Here is a 21,230-nt window from a genome sequence, read left to right on the forward strand (position 1 = left end):
ATTTTTAGTCATCAGTCCAATTTATTATAGAGCCGAAAGAATTCTATTTGAATATCTTTTCTTGCTCTCATCATTAAATTAAATAATAAAATATTTAATATTAGAATTTTAAGTTTTTAAATTTATCACCAAAAACGTCACCTAATGTTGGATTGTCTTCATCTGTTTCATTAGATAAATATGATTGAGTTGTAGCTTCGTCACTTTCAATCACATCTTCATTTGGTAATGTAGCTTTAATAGATAAAGAAATACGCTCATTTTCTTCATCAATACCTAAAATTTTAACGCTCACTTGTTGTCCTGGTTCTAACACTTCACTTGGTGTACCAATATGTTTATGAGCAATTTCTGAAATGTGTACAAGTCCTTGAACACCAGGAGCAATTTCCACAAAAGCACCAAAGTTAGCCAAGCGAATTACTTTACCTTCGATAACGTCGTTTTCGTGGAATTTACCTTTAATATTTTCGAATGGAGTTGGTAAAGTATCTTTAATAGATAAAGAAATACGCTCAGAATCTTTTTCAACAGATTTAACTTTAACGTCCACTTCTTGTCCAACGCTTACCACGTCTTCAGGAGATTGAACATGCTCATGTGATAATTCTGATACGTGAACTAATCCATCAACGCCACCAATATCTACAAAAGCACCAAAGTTAGTAAGACGAGCAACTTTCCCTTTGATAACGTCCCCTTCATTAAGTGAATCTAATAACGATGCTTTTTTAACGTCATTTTCAGCTTGTTCAACTGCTTTACGGCTTAAAATGACTCTATTATTTTCAGGATCTAATTCTTCTACTTTAAGACGAATTGTTTGTCCTTCAAATACAGAGAAATCTTCAATGAAATCAGTTGAAATGAGTGACGCAGGAACGAATCCTCTTTGGCCCACATCCACAACTAAGCCACCTTTAACTACTTCAGTAACTTTAGCTTCGATTACTTCGTCATTATCAAGCTTTTCTTGTAAATATTCATATGATTTTTCGGTTTCAAGTTGACGTTTTGATAAAATGTAAGCGCCTGATTCATTTTCTTCGTCAATTTCAATTTTGGTTACATATGCTTCAATTTCATCACCTTCTGAAATAATCTCACTTGGATTTTCAATGTGATGAGTTGAAAGTTGGCTAATTGGAATAATTCCATTATATTTAGCCCCATCAATATGAACTACTACTTGTTTATCTTCAACTTGTTGAACTTTTGCAGTGACTTTGTCACCTTCTTTAATATCATTAATCATTGATTCATTGAATTCTTCAGTCATCATGTTTGCCTCCTTATACACTACATAACTATAACATCTTATAAACACAAGGAATTGTCAAGAAATACCCCTTTAGTTTCATAAGTTTTTAAAAAATATATCATTTTTTAAAATTATTTAATATTGAGCAATAGAAAAAATATATTTATTAATATCAATAAAAATCGAAACTTATGATTGAATATAAGATTAAGAAAATTTATTGTTTATATTTCCATAATTAATTATATATAACTAAAATAGCTATTTAAAATAATTCGCTTATATTTTAGTCATTTGACGAATTAAATTAAATAGCTATGTACAAAAATTACAGATTCTCTACTAATTTTAATATTTCTTCAGTTACTTCTTCTATAGTTTTACTCGTTGTATCCACTGTTATAGCATCTTCCGCTTTTCTTAAAGGTGAAATATCACGATTCATATCGTAATGATCTCTTTCTTCAATTTCTTTTTTTAATTGATTTAAAGTGGAAGAAATGCCACGTAATTCATTCTCTTTTTGTCTTCTTTCAGCTCTTTCATCTACAGAGGCAATCATATATACTTTTAACTCAGCATCTGGAAGAACGACGGTACCAATATCTCTACCGTCCATAACAATTCCTTTTTTTATTGCTAATTCTTTTTGTTTTTGTACGGCGTATGTGCGTACAGGTTCTTTTGATGCAACATATGAAACATGTTGCGTGACATCATTTTCTCTTAGATAGTCTGTCACATCCTCGTTATCTAAAATAATTCGTTGTCCTTTTGATGGATTGTAAGTTAATTCTAAAGAAGTATGATTAATTAAATTTTGAAAATCTTCAGGAGCATCTTGCTTTAAATATTTATACGTTATTGCACGATACATTGCACCAGTATCGACATAAATCATTGATAATTTACTAGCCACTTGTCTTGCAATTGTACTTTTTCCAGCAGCAGCAGGACCATCTAATGCAATATTAATTGGATTCATAACATTTTTCCTTTCTTGTTGTTTTATCTGTATTATTTTATCATAAATATATATTTTAAAAATAGGAGGAGTTTAATGAAAAAAATACTTGTTATTCATACAGGTGGAACAATTAGTATGTCTCAAAATCAACTCAATCAGGTCGTTACAAATGACATCAATCCTATTTCATTACATAAAAACATCATAGGTCAATATGCAAATGTATATGAAATAAGTCCCTTTAATGTCCCATCACCACATATCACACTTTCTCATGTAATAAAGTTAAAAGACATCATTATTAAGGAATTTTCTAAGAATCATTATGATGGATGTGTGATTACACATGGCACAGATACGTTAGAAGAAACAGCTTATTTGCTCGATTTAACAATCGATATAAGTCAACCTATTGTTATAACAGGTGCGATGCGTTCATCAAACGAGATTGGTTCAGATGGGCTATATAATTTTATTTCAGCAATTAGAGTTGCAACTTCATTAGAAGCTTCTGATAAAGGCGTGATGGTCGTATTTAATGACGAAATACATACTGCGAGAAATGTTACTAAAACACATACTTCGAATATCAATACCTTTCAGAGTCCTAATCAAGGCCCTTTAGGTATCTTAACTAAAGATCGTGTTCAATTCTATAATCGTCCATATCGACAAACAGTATTTCCAAGAATAGATGAGAGTTTAAATGTGCCATTAATTAAAGCGTATATGGGGATGACTAAGGATGTTTTAGAATTTTATGCTCAACAAAATGTTCAAGGTATAATTATTGAAGCGTTAGGCCAAGGTAACTTACCCCCAAGTTGTTTAAAAGGTATTGAATCGTGTGTCAAAAAAGATATTCCTATCGTACTTGTGTCTCGCTCATTTAATGGCATTGTAAGTCCAGTATATGATTATGAAGGTGGAGGTTTTCGATTAGCTGAAGAGGGACTTATTTTTTCTAACGGATTAAATGGCCCTAAAGCAAGATTAAAACTTTTAATTGGTTTAAGTAATCATATGAATCACAAGGAATTGAAAGAATACTTTGAAACTTAAAAAAGAGAGAAACAATGATGATGCACTCATTGTTTCTCTCTTTTAATTAAAATAAATGAAATTTAACTTTCTAGTGGAGTTTGTTTTTTTCTTAAAATATTTTGAGCGATAATGCCACCATGGTATTTACCGTTTTCAATGAAAATTGAATTATTATCATTACCAGCTGCTATAACACCAGCAATATAACAGTTTTCCACATTTGTTTCATACGTTTCTTTGTTATAAATTGGAGCTGTTCCAAATTCATTAGTATGAATATCTATACCAATAGATTGTAAAAACTCATAGTCTGGATGATAACCAATCATTGCAAAAACAAAGTCATTTGGTATTGTTACTGTTTCACCATTTTTTTCATAAGTTACTGAATGTTGAGTGATTTCAGTAACATTTGCATCAAATTCCATATCGATTTTTTCATGGTTAACTAAAGATTCAAAATTTGGTAAAATCCAAGGTTTAATTGCTGCTGAATATCGATCTCCACGATATAATACAGTCACATTTGCCCCAGCCTTTTCCAATTCCAAAGCTGCATCTACTGCAGAATTCTTACCTCCAATAACCACAACATCTTGATTGAAGTATGGATGTGCTTCTTTAAAGTAATGTTTAACCTTAGATAAATCCGCACCTTTAACATCTAAAGTATTATGTTGACCGTAATAACCAGTCGCAACTGTTAAAAATTTACATTCATACACGTCTTTAGTTGTTGTAATTGTAAATTTATTTCCAATTTTTTTAACTGTTAATACTTCCTCAAAAGGATGTACATTCAACTGATGAAATTTTACTACTTCTCTATAATAGACAAGTGCTTGGTTACGACGAGGTTTACTTTCCTCTACAATAAATGGCACATCGCCAATACTTAATTTATCGCTAGAAGAGAAAAAAGTTTGATGCGTAGGATAATGATAAATGGCATCTACAATATTACCTTTTTCAATTACTAGTGTTTCTATGCCTTTTTTCTTTTGCTCAATGGCTGCACTTAAACCACATGGGCCTCCACCAATAATAATACTTTCAATTGTTTGCATGTTTAATGGCCTCCTTTAATCACTAACATATTATATCAGTTTACTGATATATTTCTAAATAAAAATATTTACATTATTATTTACTTATCTTCAAATGAACATAAAAAAGATACACCATTTTAGGTGTATCTTTTTTAATACATTCAGATATTATTGAGGAATAACTAATTTTTGACCATTTACAATATTATTACTAGTTAAGCCATTAGCTCGTTTTAATTTATTTACATTTTCAACTGTACCTTCACCATAGTATTGAATTGCAATACGATATAAATTATCATTACCAGATACTACGTGAGTTTGTTGGCCAACACTATTACTTGATTGTGTGTTATTTTGAGTTGATTGAGAATTTGAGTTATTATCTGAACTTGATGAATTATTATATACATTTGATTTATTGTTATCATTTTCAGATGTTGCATTTTCAGTAGAATTTTTATCATTATTATCATTTGATGTACTGTTTTCTGTTGTAGCTACTTCATTTGACTCATCACTATCTTTTTTAGTGCTATTATCTGATTCACTTGATTTATCTTCTTTTGTTGTTGCTGTTTCATTTGATTGGTCTTTTTCATTTGTAGCATTGTCTTTGTCTTTATCTTTATCTTTGTTCTCAGTTTGTTCTGTTTTATTATCTGCAGTGTTATTATTCTTATCTTTATGGTCATTGTTAAGATACATGCCAATAAAAATAGCTAGAGCAGCTAAAATAAGTAATAAAGCTATGAGTGGAAGTAAAATTCCCATTAAACCACGTTTTTTCTTACCGTTATGTGCTTGGAAACCATCATTATCTTCGTATTCACGATGTTTATCATCATCATGATGATTTAGATTGTTATGTTCATTATGATGTTTATGTTTAGAAGCAGCAGCACCAGCAGCACCAGCAGCACCTGCTCCAGCTGCGCCAGCACCGACTGCAGCAGCTTTTTTGCCTTTATTTCCTTTTTTTCTGTGATGTTTATTATCTAGTTCATTATTATCTTCGTTGTCATGTTGAACACTTCTATTTTCATTATCTCTATAATTTTCCTCATCATGACGATTATTTTTACGTTTTTTATTACGTGATGCTTTTGCTCCAACAGCTCCAGTAGCAGCAGCTCCTCCAGCAATGGTTGCATCTTTTCCGATTTTGGAATGATGATCTTCATGTCTATCATTATCTTGATCAAAATCACGATGACGACGATGATCACTATTCATTCTATCATCACTATTATCATCATTTTCATAACTATCGTCCTCAAAACGATGATTAGAATTATTACGACGATCATCATTATTATGACGATCATTTAAATTAGAATGACGGTTGCGTTCATCATAATGCTCATCTATATTGGAACGTTGATTATTCTCATCATTCTCGTGATTATGATGAGAGTTACTTTCGTTATGTACTTTGTCAAATGTTTCCTCATCATAACGGTCATCTAATGAACCTTCTTCATAATCATTAACCTGATCGTTAAATTTTTTGTTACGACTAGAAGATTGGTTTCTTCTTCTTTGTCGTCTTTGTGCATTTCTTGGTGGAAACTGTTGATCAGTTTCATTGTTAAAATTGTCTATTTCATCGTTAGTTTCATTATTTACACGATCGAATTGATCGTTTGAATCTATCGATTGTCGATTTTTTTCAAAATCATCCTTAAAATTATCTCTAGACATAGTCAACATCCTTTCTTTTTCTTATTTTAATTGTCACATTATTTATACCCAAGTAATGCATAAATATGTATCATTTTTTAAATTTCTTATAAATCATTTTGTAATTTAATTATATCCTGTATAAAATATTTTAGTAAAGTAAAGTCACTAAACTCTAAATAAGTTTTTAATTTTTTCATTGAAAGTAAATTGTCTTTTAACTTTTTTTCTGTTGTAACACTCAATTTTACTTAAATCTGAATCATTGTCACAACATTCATTAGATTGATTAGGAGATTCTCCAAAAAATTCCAGTAAAAATTTTCTTCTACATTGATCTATACGAGTATAACCTATGATTCTTTGATAACCAGCTTGTTTACGTATATATGAGGTTTTAAAAATGTGTTTCAATTCTTTAAATGTATAATTTTGGTGTAATACTGTTAAAATTTCTTCTTTATTAGGTGGAAGGAATGCGCCTAACTCAAAAGTTTCGACATCTTCTGATACGATAGCATCATTAAAGAGTAACGTCTCTAGAATATAAGCATCGTCTGGTTGATATAGACTAATCGCTTGACTTTGTTTTCCATCTCTCCCAGCTCGTCCAATTTCTTGTAAATAATTTGAAGGACTAGATGATAAATGAAAATGAATAACAGTCCGAATGTCTTTTTTATTAACCCCCATTCCAAAAGCACTAGTAGCTACAATAACTGGAATAAAATTATTAATAAATTGATTTTGAACAGTTTGACGTTCTTGATAAGTTAAATCCCCATGATAAATACCAGTTAAATATCCATGTTGATAAATGAGTTTTGCGAGTTGTAAGCATATTTTCTTAGATGATACATAAATAATTGTGGGACCTGAAGATTCAATAAATTTCAATAACCATTCTATTTTTTCGTCGTCATCCTTGAAATTAAAATGTGATAACGAAATATTTTTACGATTCATAGTAGTTTGTATAGTGTTTAATTTAACTTTTAAAATATGTTCTAAATCACTTGTTAAATGTGGCGGTGCAGTAGCAGTTAATGCTAAAATAGTCGCTAATTTAAAATGATGAGTGATTTGACCAATAAGTGCGTAATGCGGTCTAAAATCATATCCCCATTCTGATAAGCAATGTGCTTCATCTAATACTACTAAACCAAATGGAATGTTTTTAATTAAATTGAAATGATGAGATTGAAGAATAAATTCAGGACTTAGAAATATAAAACGACTTTGATTTAATACATTGATATTTTCTTTTTTTTCTTGTTCATCCATACCTGAATGAATACACACAACCCTTCGTTCACCTTGAGATTTAAGTTGCATCACTTGGTCATCCATTAAAGAAATTAGCGGTGAAATAATAAGAGTAGGTTTTTGTTGCATATAAGTTGGAAATTGATAACACAGACTTTTCCCACTACCTGTTGGCAAAACACCAAGTGTATGATTGCCTTGTAATACACTTTCTATGACCTCTTTCTGACCTGGGTGAAAACTTTCATGTCCAAACCATTGTTTAAGATTGTTCTCTAACATTCATTTCACCTCTTTCTATCCCAACAATCATGAGTTTAATTTCAAAGTATGATAAATGATCAAACTCTTGTTTATATCGTTTTAATCTTTCTCCTTTATGCTCTGTATAGTATTGAGTAAATTGAAAAATATCTTTTTTTCCCACATAATTTTCGTAATTTTTCTCATAACCTTTAATAAATAATTCTAAAATATGATCTTCTATTGTATTAAGTTTAACATTCTGTGCAATTGCGATTTCATTTAAACTCAAACCTTGATGAAGATATTGTTGAGTAATAGATGTTTTATTTAATAATGATGAAAGAATAATACATTCAGACAATATAGGATAACGTTGTTTATTTTCAATTTCACTTCCTAAGGTGACTAAATTATTCAATTCTAATGTATATAATTTTGAAATAGAAATATTCTCAATCAAACTTACCTGTTGTCTTGTATACATAGGCTCATCATAACCATGCAAATAATAATGAAGGTAACACTTATTATTATTATTTAAACTGATTGCTTGAAATAAATCAGTCACTTCATTTTCAAAGTCTTTTATTAAATCATTTTCAATAATAGTTCCATAAACCTTTTTAACTTTATTTTGAATAATAACCTGTTGGTTCATTGGTACGAATTTAAGTTGATGATGGAGATATTGAGATATCGTCTGAATTAATAATTGAATACATTTAAAAGTATTATTAAGACTATCATAAGTGAATCGAGGATGCACCTTGATATTTAATTCTTTTATATCATTTTTATTTAAAAGTCGTTCAAATGTCTGATATTTTAATTTAGGTAAACTATGATATAATGATAAAAGTTGTTGAGAGCTCGCATCAAAAAACGTTTGATGTGACTTTTTTCCACTTAAAATATTATATATACTTTTATTAGTTTTATAATTGAATGAGTGATGTTTAACATAACTAATCATTTCTTGCATGAGTGAACTCCTCTTTTATAGAACTTTTATATCTAGAATATAATAAAATTATTTATTATGACTAGTGTAGCATTTTTATCAAAGGAGGCGAATAAAATGGCAAAGTACACAATCGTTGATATGGATACATGTATTGCTTGTGGTGCTTGTGGCGCTGCTGCACCAGATATTTACGATTATGATGACGAAGGTATTGCTTTCGTAATCCTTGACGATAATCAAGGTACTGCAGAAGTACCAGAAGAATTATATGAAGATATGGAAGATGCTCTTGAAGGCTGTCCAACTGATTCAATTAAAATTGAAGAAGAGCCTTTTGATGGAGATGCCTTAAAATTTGAATAAATCTGTAAATAAAATTGTATTACCATAATTATAATATAAAACCTCCAATGATTCCTACTTAGAAGTCATCGGAGGTTTTAATTTTATTTCAATACTTTTTTTAAACGGCGATATAGCAAGATAAAAATGATCGATATGACACATCCTTTAATAATATTAAAAGGAATAATACCAGATAAAATGATTACTTTTAAATTAGTAAACACATCACCAAGATTAAATATCATACCATATAAAGGTAGTAAGACAAAATAATTTAAAATACTTAAAACGATAGTCATTGCAATAGTACCGGCAACTAATCCTATAATTAGTGAACGACGAGATGAATATTGTTTACGATGACTAACAAAATAAGCTGTTAGTAAAAAACTAGCTCCAGCTAAAAAATTTGCCACAGGCCCAACAGGATCGCCAATATTAAATAAGAAATTTAATATATTTTTAATTAATGCTACAAGAAGACCAGATAAAGGACCAAAAATAAAAGTAGCTAATAAAGTCGGTACATCACTAAAATCTAATGTTAAGTATGGAGGCAAAAATGGTAACGGAAATTTCAAAAATGTTAATATGAATGCAATTGCACTCAACATACTTATGGTAATTAAACGTTTATTTTGTTGCATATTCAGTTTTCTCCTTCCATTCATCTTACTAAGAATTGGAGGATACGTTTACACAACAAAAAACCTCCACCTTCTCCCATCCAGACTATACTGTCGGCTTCAGATTTACACTGAATCAGCCACTTTTATTGAAGCGGGTCGCAGGCTCAAATTACTGCCGGTTGGGAATTACACCCTACCCCGAAGATGAATTATTGAATTTATCATTTAAAATTTATATTACACGAATAAATCTTTCATTGCAATGTGTCTGTTTATTTATAAAAATGAGAGATATGTTTCATCAGTTTCATCGACTGATTTTAAATTAATATGACATGAAATATTATATTTAAAAAACTATAGATATAAAAATGCTCTTCAAAGTTTTATCTTTAACTTTGAAGAACATAATCTCAAAAAATTTGGATATTTAATCCTATTTTGTTGAAAGTTAATTATTTAGAATCTATAGAAGGTTTAGGTAATTTAATAATAAAGGTTGTGCCTTTATTCACTGTACTTTCTACAGAAATAATTCCGCCATGCTCTTGAATAATCATCTTACTAATAAATAATCCTAAACCAGTTCCTTGTTTACCCCTAGTTCTAGAAGCTTCTACTTTATAAAAACGATCAAATACATGATCAAGATGTTCAAGAGCAATACCGCTACCTGTGTCGTTTATATTTAAAATTTGATACTGACTATCTTTATTAGCAGTAATCGTAATTGAATCTCCAGGGTGTGTATAGCGTGTTGCATTATCAATTAAGTTTGTGAGTACTTGATCAATTCGATCAGCATCGTAATTCCATAAATCATCTTCATTAATATTTGGTAACAAGTCTATGTTTAGTTCTAAATCTTGTGCTTGTTGACGGTATTTAAGTTGTATTTTGCGTAATAATGGCATTATGGGCTGTATTTCTTTATTAATGGTTAATCCTTCCGCATCCATTCTTGCAACATTTAAAAGCTCGTTGACAAGGCGATTAAGTCGTTTTGTTTCATCTAATACAATTGATAGTGATTCTTTGATTTCGTTAGGTTCTGTTACAATGCCATCAACTATCGATTCAGTATAACCTTGTAATAACGAAATCGGTGTACGGAGTTCATGGGATACGTTTGCGATAAAATCTTTTTTCATTTGATCAAGATTATGTTCATTTGTCATATCTCTTATGATGATTACAATTCCACTACGACCATCTTGTTGAATACGATCAATATAACTCATTATAAATACATAATACTTAGAGTTTATTGCATATTCATTAAACTCTGTGCCTTTTGAATGAAAAGTGGCATTAATTTGATTTTTAATTTCTGAATAAATAGATTCATCAATTGTCGGTAGTATTTGGTCTGCCATTTTGTTAGATAAAATAATTTCACTTTTATCATTTAAACCCACTACACCTTCAATCATAGAATTAAATAAACGATCACGAATATTTTTTTGAGTAGATAAAGCTTCAATGTGTTCTTGAATTTTATGACTCATATTATTAAAAGTATAAGAAAGTTCACCAATTTCATCTTTTGTATTTACTGTTGTTTTTTGAGAGTAATCTCCATTTGATACATTGATTGCCTGTGTACTTAATTTTCTAAGTGGTTTAGTGATACGATTAGATAAAAAGAACGCAAAAATCGTTGAAACAATAAAAAATACAATAGCAGTAATTAAAATAATAATGGTAATTGCATTATTAGTATCTTCAATTGTTTTTAAATCTTGATATATAAATACGCCACTAAACTTAGCATGTTTACGATCTTGAGATTGCATAGGGTATCCTAAAAGAATATAAGAATGAGAGGCCCCTTTTTCACTTATTGTGACATTTTGTGTGGCAGATTTCCCTGTATTAAATACTTTATTAAAGTTGTCGTTGTTTTGAATTTCTTTTAACATTCTTTTTTTAATCAGATTATAAGATTTTTCTGCTGACATATTTTTATTAGACATAATAATAACGCCACCTGTACCATCAATTAATGCCTGACTATGTTGTATGGCAAGTGACTTGTTATCAGCTTTTTCAACAAGATGACTAATCCTTGAAGCATCTTCTCTTATAGCATTTTCTGTTTGTTGGGTGTAATAATATTGAATAAATGTAATTAATGCTGCACTTAATAAAATTAAAACTGTCGTTACTATAAATATTATAGTTAACCACAGTTTTATAACAACACTATTTAGACGATTCATCATTTGTATTGACCTCAAATTTGTAACCGACACCCCAAACGGTTTGAATCATATGTGCTGCTTCTTCAGAAACTCGATTTAATTTTTCTCTTAATCGTTTAACATGTGTGTCTACAGTTCTTAAATCACCATAAAATTCATAATGCCAAACTTCTTTTAATAGTTGTTCACGATCAAATACTTTATTAGGTGTTTTTGCTAAGTATATTAATAACTCATATTCTTTTGGAGTTAAATTCACTTGTTGTTGATCCGCTAATACACGATGCGCATCATTATCGATAATAAGATGATTAAACTCAATGACATCTCTTGCATGTGGTTCGCTTTGTTCTGGTTTAGATGTTTGAGTTCTACGTAGTAATGCTTTCACTCTTAATACGACTTCTCGGGGAGAGAAAGGCTTCACTATATAATCATCTGCACCTGATTCGAACCCTTCCACACGATTAGTTTCTTCGCCCTTAGCTGTAAGCATAATAATAGGCGTATCTTTATGCTCACGTAATTTTGACGACATTTCAATACCATCCATTTCAGGCAACATTAAATCTAAAAGAATGCACGCATAGTCATTTTCCATAGCAAGTTCATATGCTTCTTTACCATCACTTGCTTCATGGATAGTAAACGATTCTCTTTCTAAGTAAAGTTTTAATAATCTTCTGATTCTATCTTCATCGTCTACAATTAATATTTCATTCGTCATTACAATATACCTCCTACACATGCGCTATACCGTTTTAATTATAGCATATTCACTATATTAAAGCTTTCTATTCAATTGACTTTGTGAAAAAAATATCAAAATATCTTTTTTAATGTAGAACCTATGATTTATTATTACAGTGAATAAATAAAAAAAGAATACACATTGTAATTGAGAAAATACTTTGTATTGTTAAGTTATTTCGAATTAATTACCATTTTCAGCCATATGTCTTAATATTTTCACCTCATGAGGTGTTAATACTCTACCTTCACCTGCATTTAATCCTTTTAAATTAAGATTTCCAAATTCGATTCGTATTAATTTATCGACGGTGTGATTAAAATGTTCGAACATACGTCTAACTTGTCTATTTCTACCTTCGCTAATAGTTATTTCAACCAGTGTCGTATTTTTTTCTTTATTTTGATTTTTTATTTTAACTTGAGCAGGTTGTGTAAAACCATCCTCTAATTCAATTCCTTGTTCTAATGCTTTAACTTCTTCTCTCATTAAATACCCTTTTAATTTTGCAACATATTTTTTTTGAATATGATATCTGGGATGAGTCATTAGATTAGTAAATTCACCATCATTTGTAAGTAATAATAACCCTGAAGTATCATAGTCTAATCGTCCAACTGGATAAATTCTTGCTTCTAAATCTTTAAAATAATCTGTTACAACCGTTCTACCTCTATCATCTGAAACACTAGTAATAACTTGCGTTGGTTTATAGAACAGAATATAAATTTTATCTTCTTGCTCAATTTTAATTCCTTCAACTTCAACAGTGTCTGAAGATTTAACTTTCGTTCCAAGTTCTGTAACTACTTGACCATTTACTTTCACTTTACCTTCAGTGATTAAAGTTTCTGCCTTTCTTCGAGAGGTATATCCACTGTTAGCAATTCGTTTTTGAAGTCTTTCTAAATCTTTATTCATTTTATTTCTCCTTTTGATCTGTAAGTGTACTAAAGAAAGTCTCAATCTCTTCGTTATCTTCTTCAGTAGATGGTAATTCTTCTATTGATTTCATTCCAAAAACATTTAAAAATAAATCAGTAGTCATGAGTAAATGACTCCGCGAATTCTCCATGTCTTTTGCTTCAATAAGTCCTCTAGCAATTAATGTTCTCACTGCACCATCAGAATTGATACCTCTTGTTATTTCGATATCACTTCTAGTTAATGGTTGATTATAAGCAATAATTGATAGTGTCTCCATAGCAGCTTGAGATAATTTCATGTTTGCTTTTTGCTTCACTAGTACTTCGATAAAAGGTGCACACTCTTTTTTGGAGGTTAACATATAAATGGAACCATATCTTTGTATTTCAAGACCTTTTGAATGATACGTCGAAATTAATTGATCAAGTTCATCTAAATCCATTTTTAAAATATCTGCAAGCTGACGTGCTTCCAGTCCTTCATCGCCTACAGTAAATAATAAGGACTCTATAATTCCAAGGTTATCCAATCGCATAGTTCACTCCTCTAATGATATTGATGTCTTCAAAGTTATTTGACTGTTCTATATTAATAAGACCTGCTTTAGCCATTTCTAATATTGCTAAGAAATGTGTAACGACTTTACTCACAGGTTCATTAAAGTTAAATAAACTAAAGAAGTTAAATGCTGTTTGTTTCTCTAAATGTTTAGCAACCACTTCAGTAGCTTGTTGAATTGTAAAAGTATCTTTTGAAATTTCAACTGCTTTTGGTGTATTTAATGCTACTCTATTTTTTACTCTTTGGTATGCAACAATCAGTTGAGTCAAATCAATCGTTTGATTTTTGTCCCAATGCGTTTCTTTTTCCAAGTGAGATAAATCAGCTGGTGATTTAGTATAATATAATTCTCGTTCTTTTTTTAATTCTGTTAATAGTAAAGAATATTCTTTATAATTTTGATATTCGATTAAACGACCTACAAGGTCCTCACGAGGATCTTCTTCTAAGTCATTTTCAGTTTCTTGTTGTGGCAATAATAATCTACTTTTTATCATTAATAATTCTGAAGCCATCACTAAATATTCACTTGCAATATTAATTTCAACTTCTTTCATTGCATGAACATATTGCATATATTGTTCAGTTAAAGCTTTCATTGGTATATCATAAATATCTATTTCATATTTATGAATTAAATGAAGAAGTAAATCTAATGGGCCATTAAAAGCATCTAATTTAACTTCGTACATAAATTAACTTCCTTGTATTATAAAATCTAAATTGTGCATAATTCACCTAAATATTATAGCATGAATATATATTAGAATTAAATTAAGGGGGAGTATTCATGAATAAAGCATTAAGTCAATTCTACTATCAATTTCATACACACCAACATTATTTTTTATGTCATGATATTTTAGAAGAATTATGGAAGTCTAACCCTAATTTTTCTAAGAAAGATGCTATAGTGAGTTTAATACTATTTTCAACTGCCATGTATCACTATAGACGATGTAATAAGTTAGGTGCATTAAAAAGCTTTAAAAAAGCGTTATATACATTTAAGCATGCAAAGGATAAGGATACACTAGGTTTAAAGGTCAATGAATTTACTTTATTGATTCAAAATCAAATAGAAAAAGTGAAACATGATCAGACATTTCAACCAATACAGTTGCCAATTACATCTTCAATAGAAAGGGAACTTATCAATTTATATCCTAATTATGAATATAAGAAACAAATTAACAATGATGACATGATTGTTCATTGTCATCGTCTAAGAGATAGAAGCGATATCATTGCAACTAGAAAAAAAGCACTTAAAAATAAAAGAAAGAAAAGTTAAATAATTCACTTTTCTTTCTTTTATTTTAAGCTCTAGGATGAAATTGATTATACATTTGTCTTATTTGGGATTTAGACACATGTGTATAAAGTTGTGTCGTTGAAATATCTGAATGACCAAGCATTTCTTGAACTGCTCTTAGATCTGCCCCATTTTCTAAAAGATGTGTAGCAAATGAATGTCTCAACGTATGAGGGGTTAAAGTTTTATTAATATTGGCCTTCAAACCATATTGTTTAATCATTTTCCATATTCCTTGTCTAGTTAAAGGTCTACCGTGCATATTTAAAAATAATACATTCGTAATAGTCTTTTTCAAAAGTTGAGGACGTACCTTTTCTAAATACGTATCTAGAAATTCAATCACAGTGTCTCCTAATGGTATAATTCGTTCTTTATTACCTTTACCAAATACTCTAACAAATCCCATAATAAGATTGATATCCTCAATATTAATTTGTATCAGTTCCGAAACACGCATGCCAGTCGCATATAATAATTCTAATATTGTACGATCACGATACCCATTTTTCTTATTTAAGTCCGGTGTTTCTAAAAGTTGAAGTACTTCCTCAACTTCTAAAACATCGGGTAACTTCTTCTCATATTTCGGAGTCTCAATTAAGACTGTTGGATCTTTAGCGGCATATTTTTCTCTAAGTGCAAATTGATGAAAATTGCGAATTGTAGAGATAAAACGCGCCATTGATTTAGCTGAAGCACCTTGGTCTATTAAATATCCTAAGCATTCTTGTATGACTTGGCGATCAATAAAATCGATATGAGCAATTTTATGTTCTTTCATGTACTCTTCATATTTAGCTAAATCGCGTCGATATGCGCCGATAGTATTGTCACTCAATCCCTTTTCAATTTGAATAAATTTTAAGAATTCTTCAATAATCGTATTCATATTACACCTCTGTTTATATAAAAAAGGTATGAAATAGAATTCAAAGTTGATTCCTAATTTCACACCTTCTATCGATTAATTATTACATATCACTTTTTTTATCTTGAAAAGCTCTTCTAGGCATTTGCATATAAAGTTGATACAACACTTTATTAGGTTTAACTTATTATTTACCTTTAGCTTGACATTCTGAACATATACCGTGAAATGTTAAGCGATGATCCAAAATTTTAAATTGATATTCTGATTCAACACGTTCTTCCACTTTTGGTAATAAATCTTCATGAATTTCCTCTACCTTACCACATTCCATACAAACTAAGTGATGATGAAAATGTTTAGCACCTTCTTTTCTCAAATCAAATCGTGCTACGCCATCACCAAAATTAATTTTATCTACTACTTTTAATTCAGCAAGTAGTTCTAAAGTTCGATAAACAGTAGCTAAACCAATTTCAGGTGCTTTATCTTTTACCTTTAAATATACGTCTTCAGCACTTAGATGATCTTTTTCATTTTCAATTAACACACGAACTGTTGCTTCGCGTTGAGGCGTTAATTTGTAAGAAGATTGCTGTAATTGTTGTTTTACTCTATTTAGACGTTCTTCCACGGGAGCATCACTCCTCAATTAATTATAATCATTTTAAATTAAATTATTTCAATTAATAAATTACCAATAAATTTAGTAAAAATCAAGTAGTTATCACGTCTTATTTAGAATGATTATAATTTAATAATACATATTGTAAAGCAATCATTGTTTTCGCATCTTCAATTTCATGATTTTCTAAAAGTGCATGGATATCATCTAAGTGTATTTTATGCAATTCTACAAATTCGTCATCATCCAGATTCAATTCTCCTTCACTTAAATTATCAGTAAAATAAATGGTTAGTTTCTCATTTGAAAATCCTGGAGAACCATACATATGAGTGATGAATGTTAGATGATTAGCTTTGTAGCCAGTTTCTTCTTCTAATTCGCGTTTAGCTGCTTCTTCTCTTTCTTCATCTTCTTCTAGTTTACCTGCTGGAATTTCTAACAAGGGTTTTTCAATAGGTTTACGATATTGTTTAACCAATAATACTTCTTTTTCTGGAGTAATAGCGCAAATTGCCACAGCACCATTATGCTTGATAATTTCTCTCTTGGAAGTTTTCCCGTCCGGTAACTCCACATCGTGTAGTTCTAGATCGATAATTTTACCATTATAAATGACTGTTCTATCAAAAGTTTTTTCATTAAAGTCCATTATATCCACGTCCCTTTTCATTAAGTTAATAAATTGATAAGATAAATGCGTTAACTAAAGTGTATCGGAAGGAGATTGTTCATGCAAAAAAATATATTAAAAAGTGGCATTGAAATTTCGGAACTAGGTTTAGGGTGTATGAGTTTAGGCACAGAATACCATCACGCAGAGGAAATCATTGAGTGTGCAATTGAAAATGGTATCACATATTTTGATACCGCAGATATTTATGATAGAGGTGTCAATGAAGACATTGTTGGAAAGTCTTTAAAGAAATATCAAAATAGAGATGATATTGTTATAGGAACAAAAGTAGGAAATAGACCGCTTAATGATGGTAGTACTACTTGGGATCCTTCAAAAAAATATATTAAAGAAAGTGTTAAAAGTTCTTTAAAACGTTTAGGCTTAGAACAGTTAGATCTTTATCAACTTCACGGTGGTACAATTGATGATCCCCTAGATGAGACGATTAGTGCATTCGATGAACTGAAAAAAGAAGGTGTAATCAAAGCTTATGGAATTTCTTCTATTAGACCTAACGTGATTGAGTATTATTTAAAACACAGTCAAATAGAAACGATTATGTCTCAATTTAATCTTATTGATAATCGTCCAGAACGTCTTTTGAATCACATTCATTCTCATGGCGTAAAAGTTTTAGCACGTGGTCCCGTGTTTAAAGGGTTACTTACTTCAAATAGTGTTAATGTACTTGATCAGAAATTCTCAGATGGTATTTTTGACTATAATTATCATGAATTAGGAGAAACGATTGCTTCTGTTAAGGAAGTTGAAAGTAATTTAAGTGCTTTATCATTCGAATATTTAAAATCCCATGATGCATTAGGATCTATTATTGTTGGTGCAAGTTCTGTTTCACAATTAAAAGATAATATTACTAATTTTAATAAAACAGTAAGTTTGGATCAAATTAAATCTGCACGTCACCGCGTGAAAGATTTAGAATATACTCAGCATCTTGAGTAATTAATTAATAAATTCTTATAAACAATCGTTGATGTAAAGTACAAGTGATGAAGTATCTATGATGAATGCTTCATCATTTTTTTAGGTTAAATTATATTTTATTTTTAAACAATGAAGTAAAATATTTTTCAATTTTTCTAGGAGCTAATTGGTAAAGTTTTAATAGTGGATTCATCCATAGCGGCTTGTTAATTTCTACTTTACGAGTGATGATACCTTTAACGATATCTTCTGCGAGTATTTTAGGATCTATCATTAGTGATGCATATTTATTAGCGTACTTCAATGATGGATCTGCTTTTTTGTGAAATGGTGTATTAATGGGACCTGGATTAACAGTCATAACATGAAAGCCTTGCTCCTCAATTCTTAGAGCATTTAATACGCCATTTAAAGCAGCTTTAGATGAGCCATAAAATGCAGCGTTCGCTTGCGTTACAAATGCTGCCTGACTTGAAATAGCCACTATAGAAGCATTCATTGTTAAATATGGTTTAACAGTTTTAAATAATGTAATAAAACCAAGCACATTCACATCATAAGTCTCCAAGGTTTCTTCTAACGAATGAGATTGTATTGATTTAAAAAAGCCTAAACCTGCACTATAAATAATTCCGTCAATCGGATAACAAAGGGATTTAGAAATAGTATCTATTTGTGAAGTATCTTGTAAATTACATTTAATCATTGAAACACGATGTTTGTACGGATTAAAATTAATATTTTCGAATTTCTCCGTACTACGAACAATGAGGGTAATATATGCACCTTTTTTTAATAATTTTTTCGTTATTTCTAAACCTAAGCCACTAGTTCCTCCAGTTACGATGAAATGTTTACCTACAATCACTGATGAGTCTCTCCTATCTAACAAGTATAGTTAATTTTTGATAATAATTATAATGAATATGTTACTATAGTTTTATTAATTAAGGGTAAGGATGGTGCTATTTTATGAAGTTAGTATTTTATGGCGCTGGTAACATGGCACAAGCCATTTTTAAAGGAATTATTGATTCTAAAATATTAAATCATAACGATATTTATTTAACAAATAAATCAAATGAGAATACTTTAAAATTATTTGCGAAAGAATTAGGAGTAAAATACAGTTACGATGATGCATTTTTATTAAAAGATGCAGATTATGTTTTTTTAGGTACTAAACCTCATGATTTTGAAACGGTCGCATCACGTATTAAATCACATATACAATCAGACCATCGTTTTATATCTATTATGGCTGGTTTATCGATAAATTATATCCGAGAAAAATTAGAAACGAATAATCCTGTTGCTAGAATTATGCCTAATACAAATGCACAGGTAGGTCATTCAGTGACAGGTATTAGTTTTTCTGGTAATTTCGATCCTCATTCTAAAGATGAAGTAACAGAATTAATTAGTGCTTTTGGCTCAGTTATTGAAGTTGACGAAGAATATTTACATCAAGTGACGGCTATTACAGGAAGTGGACCAGCTTTTTTATATCATGTATTTGAACAATATGTTAAAGCAGGAACATCATTAGGTCTTGAAAAGAAACAAGTTGAAGAATCCATTAAGAATCTCATTATTGGAACAAGTAAGATGATTGAACGATCGGATTTAAGTATGGAACAACTTAGAAAAAATATTACCTCTAAAGGTGGTACAACACAAGCTGGATTAAATGAACTTGATCGACATGATATTGAGAGTATTTTTAAAGCCTGTCTAGACGCGGCAGTTCATAGAAGTATTGCCCTTTCTAAAAGTGAAGATGAGTAATAAAAAAAGCTATAACGAAAATTAAATCATACATATCGTTATAGCTTTTTATGAGTTTTTACGTATCATTATAAAACGCTAATATTATTTAAAATTTGAATGTATCGAAGTCTTTAACAAACTCAAAGTTTGGTGTATCTTTCATTTCTTTTAATGCACGGTTTATCTCTTCTATATCTTCTAAATTATATCGATTACTTAGGTGGGTAATAAAACTTTTCTTCACATTAGACTGATGAATTAACCTAAATACATCATCAATGTGACTATGATGATAGTTATTTGCTAAAATTTTGTCACCTTCAATATATGTTGCTTCATGAATCATAATATCCGCATTTTCTGCAAGTATATATTCGTTGTCACATGGTTTCGTATCTCCAAAAATAGTAACAATAGGTCCTGGTTTGGCTGGACCTTTAAAGTCTTTAGAAAGATAAATTTGATTATTATATTCAAAAGTATCAAACATTTTTACTTCTTGATATTTAGGACCCGGTTCTAGTCCAATTGCCTTTAATGCAGTTACATCAATTGTACCTGGTGTTGTAGGAGCCTCAATTCGATAACCATATGAAGGTATACCATGATTTAATAACCTTGATGAAACTGTAAAGCCATGATGATGATATGTAAAATTATTATCAATTTCAATATATGTAATAGGATAGTTTAAATGAGATTCAGATAATTTCAAAGCAGTTTCAATAAATTGTTGTAAACCAGTTGGCCCTATTAACGTCAATGGCTTATCTTCTCCACCTTGGAATGAACGACTTGTTAATAATCCAGGTAATCCAAAAATGTGGTCGCCATGCATATGCGTAATAAAAATATGATCAACTTTGCCTAATTTTATTGAGTGATGCAAAATTTGATGTTGAGTCCCCTCTCCTACATCGAATAACCATACTGAATTTGAATAAGGTTCTAAATTTAAAGCAATCGCTTGAGTATTACGATCTTTAGTAGGTAAACCCGCACTCGTTCCAAAAAATGTAACTTCCATGCATTTGCCTCCTCTTTCTTCAATAATATATTTTATCATACGTCTATAAGTTTGTTATCATATGAAATAAAATAAATGAATTTATCAGAATATAGGGTATA

The 21,230-nt window shown here is 30.0% G+C and carries 22 protein-coding genes and 1 riboswitch; of the genes, 5 read left to right on the forward strand and 17 right to left on the reverse strand.

Annotated features, from left to right (window positions below; translation table 11 throughout):
• Positions 1-100: 100 nt before the first annotated feature.
• Positions 101-1,279 carry a 30S ribosomal protein S1 gene (gene rpsA / locus HMPREF2629_RS06635; protein ID WP_017176287.1) on the reverse strand — a complete coding sequence of 393 codons (1,179 nt, stop codon included), beginning with the start codon at positions 1,277-1,279 and terminating at the stop codon, positions 101-103.
• 310 nt (positions 1,280-1,589) lie between these two features.
• Positions 1,590-2,246, reverse strand: coding sequence for a (d)CMP kinase (gene cmk, locus HMPREF2629_RS06640; RefSeq protein ID WP_017176286.1), 657 nt, complete (start codon positions 2,244-2,246; stop codon positions 1,590-1,592).
• Between the two features lie 75 nt (positions 2,247-2,321).
• Between cmk and HMPREF2629_RS06645 the strand changes: the two genes are divergently transcribed.
• Entirely contained in the window at positions 2,322-3,290 is a 969-nt protein-coding gene (locus tag HMPREF2629_RS06645) for an asparaginase (protein ID WP_017176285.1), read from the forward strand.
• A gap of 62 nt (positions 3,291-3,352) precedes the next feature.
• Here the strand turns inward: HMPREF2629_RS06645 and ypdA are convergent, their stop codons facing one another.
• From ypdA to HMPREF2629_RS06665, 4 genes are all read right to left on the reverse strand, one after another.
• Complete coding sequence (gene ypdA / locus HMPREF2629_RS06650) at positions 3,353-4,339, reverse strand: bacillithiol disulfide reductase YpdA (protein ID WP_017176284.1); 987 nt, start codon at positions 4,337-4,339, stop codon at positions 3,353-3,355.
• Between the two features lie 150 nt (positions 4,340-4,489).
• Positions 4,490-6,025, reverse strand: coding sequence for an elastin-binding protein EbpS (ebpS, locus tag HMPREF2629_RS06655; RefSeq protein ID WP_070813230.1), 1,536 nt, complete (start codon positions 6,023-6,025; stop codon positions 4,490-4,492).
• A gap of 147 nt (positions 6,026-6,172) precedes the next feature.
• Positions 6,173-7,552, reverse strand: a complete 1,380-nt coding sequence (locus HMPREF2629_RS06660) for a RecQ family ATP-dependent DNA helicase (RefSeq protein ID WP_017176282.1) — start codon at positions 7,550-7,552, stop codon at positions 6,173-6,175.
• Complete coding sequence (locus tag HMPREF2629_RS06665; protein WP_017176281.1) at positions 7,533-8,498, reverse strand: helix-turn-helix domain-containing protein; 966 nt, start codon at positions 8,496-8,498, stop codon at positions 7,533-7,535. Before HMPREF2629_RS06665 ends, HMPREF2629_RS06660 begins: the two co-directional genes overlap by 20 nt.
• A gap of 96 nt (positions 8,499-8,594) precedes the next feature.
• Here HMPREF2629_RS06665 and HMPREF2629_RS06670 point away from each other — a divergent pair, with 96 nt between their 5' ends.
• Positions 8,595-8,843, forward strand: coding sequence for a ferredoxin (locus HMPREF2629_RS06670; RefSeq protein ID WP_002449743.1), 249 nt, complete (start codon positions 8,595-8,597; stop codon positions 8,841-8,843).
• A gap of 83 nt (positions 8,844-8,926) precedes the next feature.
• Here HMPREF2629_RS06670 and HMPREF2629_RS06675 read toward each other — a convergent pair whose 3' ends face one another.
• The 6 genes from HMPREF2629_RS06675 to HMPREF2629_RS06700 all read right to left on the reverse strand — a co-directional run bounded on the left by HMPREF2629_RS06675 (position 8,927) and on the right by HMPREF2629_RS06700 (position 14,589).
• Complete coding sequence (locus HMPREF2629_RS06675; RefSeq protein WP_002449844.1) at positions 8,927-9,472, reverse strand: ECF transporter S component; 546 nt, start codon at positions 9,470-9,472, stop codon at positions 8,927-8,929.
• A 64-nt stretch (positions 9,473-9,536) separates the two neighbouring features.
• A riboswitch (FMN riboswitch) is annotated at positions 9,537-9,664 on the reverse strand.
• A gap of 245 nt (positions 9,665-9,909) precedes the next feature.
• Complete coding sequence (locus HMPREF2629_RS06680; protein WP_270671344.1) at positions 9,910-11,676, reverse strand: ATP-binding protein; 1,767 nt, start codon at positions 11,674-11,676, stop codon at positions 9,910-9,912.
• On the reverse strand, positions 11,660-12,385 hold the full coding sequence (locus HMPREF2629_RS06685; protein WP_002449874.1) for a response regulator: 726 nt from the start codon (positions 12,383-12,385) through the stop codon (positions 11,660-11,662). Before HMPREF2629_RS06685 ends, HMPREF2629_RS06680 begins: the two co-directional genes overlap by 17 nt.
• Positions 12,386-12,592: 207 nt before the next feature.
• Positions 12,593-13,330 carry a pseudouridine synthase gene (locus tag HMPREF2629_RS06690; RefSeq protein ID WP_017176278.1) on the reverse strand — a complete coding sequence of 246 codons (738 nt, stop codon included), beginning with the start codon at positions 13,328-13,330 and terminating at the stop codon, positions 12,593-12,595.
• Position 13,331: 1 nt separating this feature from the next.
• Positions 13,332-13,865: an SMC-Scp complex subunit ScpB gene (scpB, locus tag HMPREF2629_RS06695; RefSeq protein ID WP_025987178.1), complete on the reverse strand. Its 534-nt coding sequence runs from the start codon at positions 13,863-13,865 to the stop codon at positions 13,332-13,334.
• Positions 13,858-14,589, reverse strand: coding sequence for a segregation and condensation protein A (locus tag HMPREF2629_RS06700; RefSeq protein ID WP_019835226.1), 732 nt, complete (start codon positions 14,587-14,589; stop codon positions 13,858-13,860). Before HMPREF2629_RS06700 ends, scpB begins: the two co-directional genes overlap by 8 nt.
• Positions 14,590-14,687: 98 nt before the next feature.
• Here HMPREF2629_RS06700 and HMPREF2629_RS06705 point away from each other — a divergent pair, with 98 nt between their 5' ends.
• Positions 14,688-15,191 (forward strand): DUF309 domain-containing protein, encoded by a 504-nt coding sequence (locus tag HMPREF2629_RS06705; RefSeq protein ID WP_019835225.1) that lies wholly within the window; start codon positions 14,688-14,690, stop codon positions 15,189-15,191.
• Between the two features lie 25 nt (positions 15,192-15,216).
• On the opposite strand, the gene xerD is transcribed toward HMPREF2629_RS06705, so the two are convergent.
• The 3 genes from xerD to HMPREF2629_RS06720 all read right to left on the reverse strand — a co-directional run bounded on the left by xerD (position 15,217) and on the right by HMPREF2629_RS06720 (position 17,360).
• Positions 15,217-16,104, reverse strand: a complete 888-nt coding sequence (xerD, locus tag HMPREF2629_RS06710) for a site-specific tyrosine recombinase XerD (RefSeq protein ID WP_002449900.1) — start codon at positions 16,102-16,104, stop codon at positions 15,217-15,219.
• Positions 16,105-16,270: 166 nt separating this feature from the next.
• Complete coding sequence (locus HMPREF2629_RS06715) at positions 16,271-16,717, reverse strand: ferric iron uptake transcriptional regulator (RefSeq protein WP_002449777.1); 447 nt, start codon at positions 16,715-16,717, stop codon at positions 16,271-16,273.
• 100 nt (positions 16,718-16,817) lie between these two features.
• Positions 16,818-17,360, reverse strand: a complete 543-nt coding sequence (locus HMPREF2629_RS06720; RefSeq protein WP_002449742.1) for an NUDIX domain-containing protein — start codon at positions 17,358-17,360, stop codon at positions 16,818-16,820.
• Positions 17,361-17,441: 81 nt separating this feature from the next.
• Between HMPREF2629_RS06720 and HMPREF2629_RS06725 the strand changes: the two genes are divergently transcribed.
• Complete coding sequence (locus HMPREF2629_RS06725) at positions 17,442-18,350, forward strand: aldo/keto reductase (protein WP_002449875.1); 909 nt, start codon at positions 17,442-17,444, stop codon at positions 18,348-18,350.
• Positions 18,351-18,441: 91 nt separating this feature from the next.
• Here HMPREF2629_RS06725 and HMPREF2629_RS06730 read toward each other — a convergent pair whose 3' ends face one another.
• On the reverse strand, positions 18,442-19,200 hold the full coding sequence (locus HMPREF2629_RS06730; RefSeq protein WP_002449837.1) for an SDR family NAD(P)-dependent oxidoreductase: 759 nt from the start codon (positions 19,198-19,200) through the stop codon (positions 18,442-18,444).
• A gap of 104 nt (positions 19,201-19,304) precedes the next feature.
• Between HMPREF2629_RS06730 and proC the strand changes: the two genes are divergently transcribed.
• Positions 19,305-20,120, forward strand: coding sequence for a pyrroline-5-carboxylate reductase (proC, locus tag HMPREF2629_RS06735; RefSeq protein ID WP_002449763.1), 816 nt, complete (start codon positions 19,305-19,307; stop codon positions 20,118-20,120).
• 88 nt (positions 20,121-20,208) lie between these two features.
• Here proC and rnz read toward each other — a convergent pair whose 3' ends face one another.
• Positions 20,209-21,129, reverse strand: a complete 921-nt coding sequence (rnz, locus tag HMPREF2629_RS06740) for a ribonuclease Z (RefSeq protein ID WP_002449876.1) — start codon at positions 21,127-21,129, stop codon at positions 20,209-20,211.
• Between the last annotated feature and the right edge of the window lie 101 nt (positions 21,130-21,230).

Origin of the sequence: Staphylococcus sp. HMSC034C12, from assembly GCF_001835895.1 — a bacterium.
Classification (GTDB): domain Bacteria; phylum Bacillota; class Bacilli; order Staphylococcales; family Staphylococcaceae; genus Staphylococcus; species Staphylococcus hominis.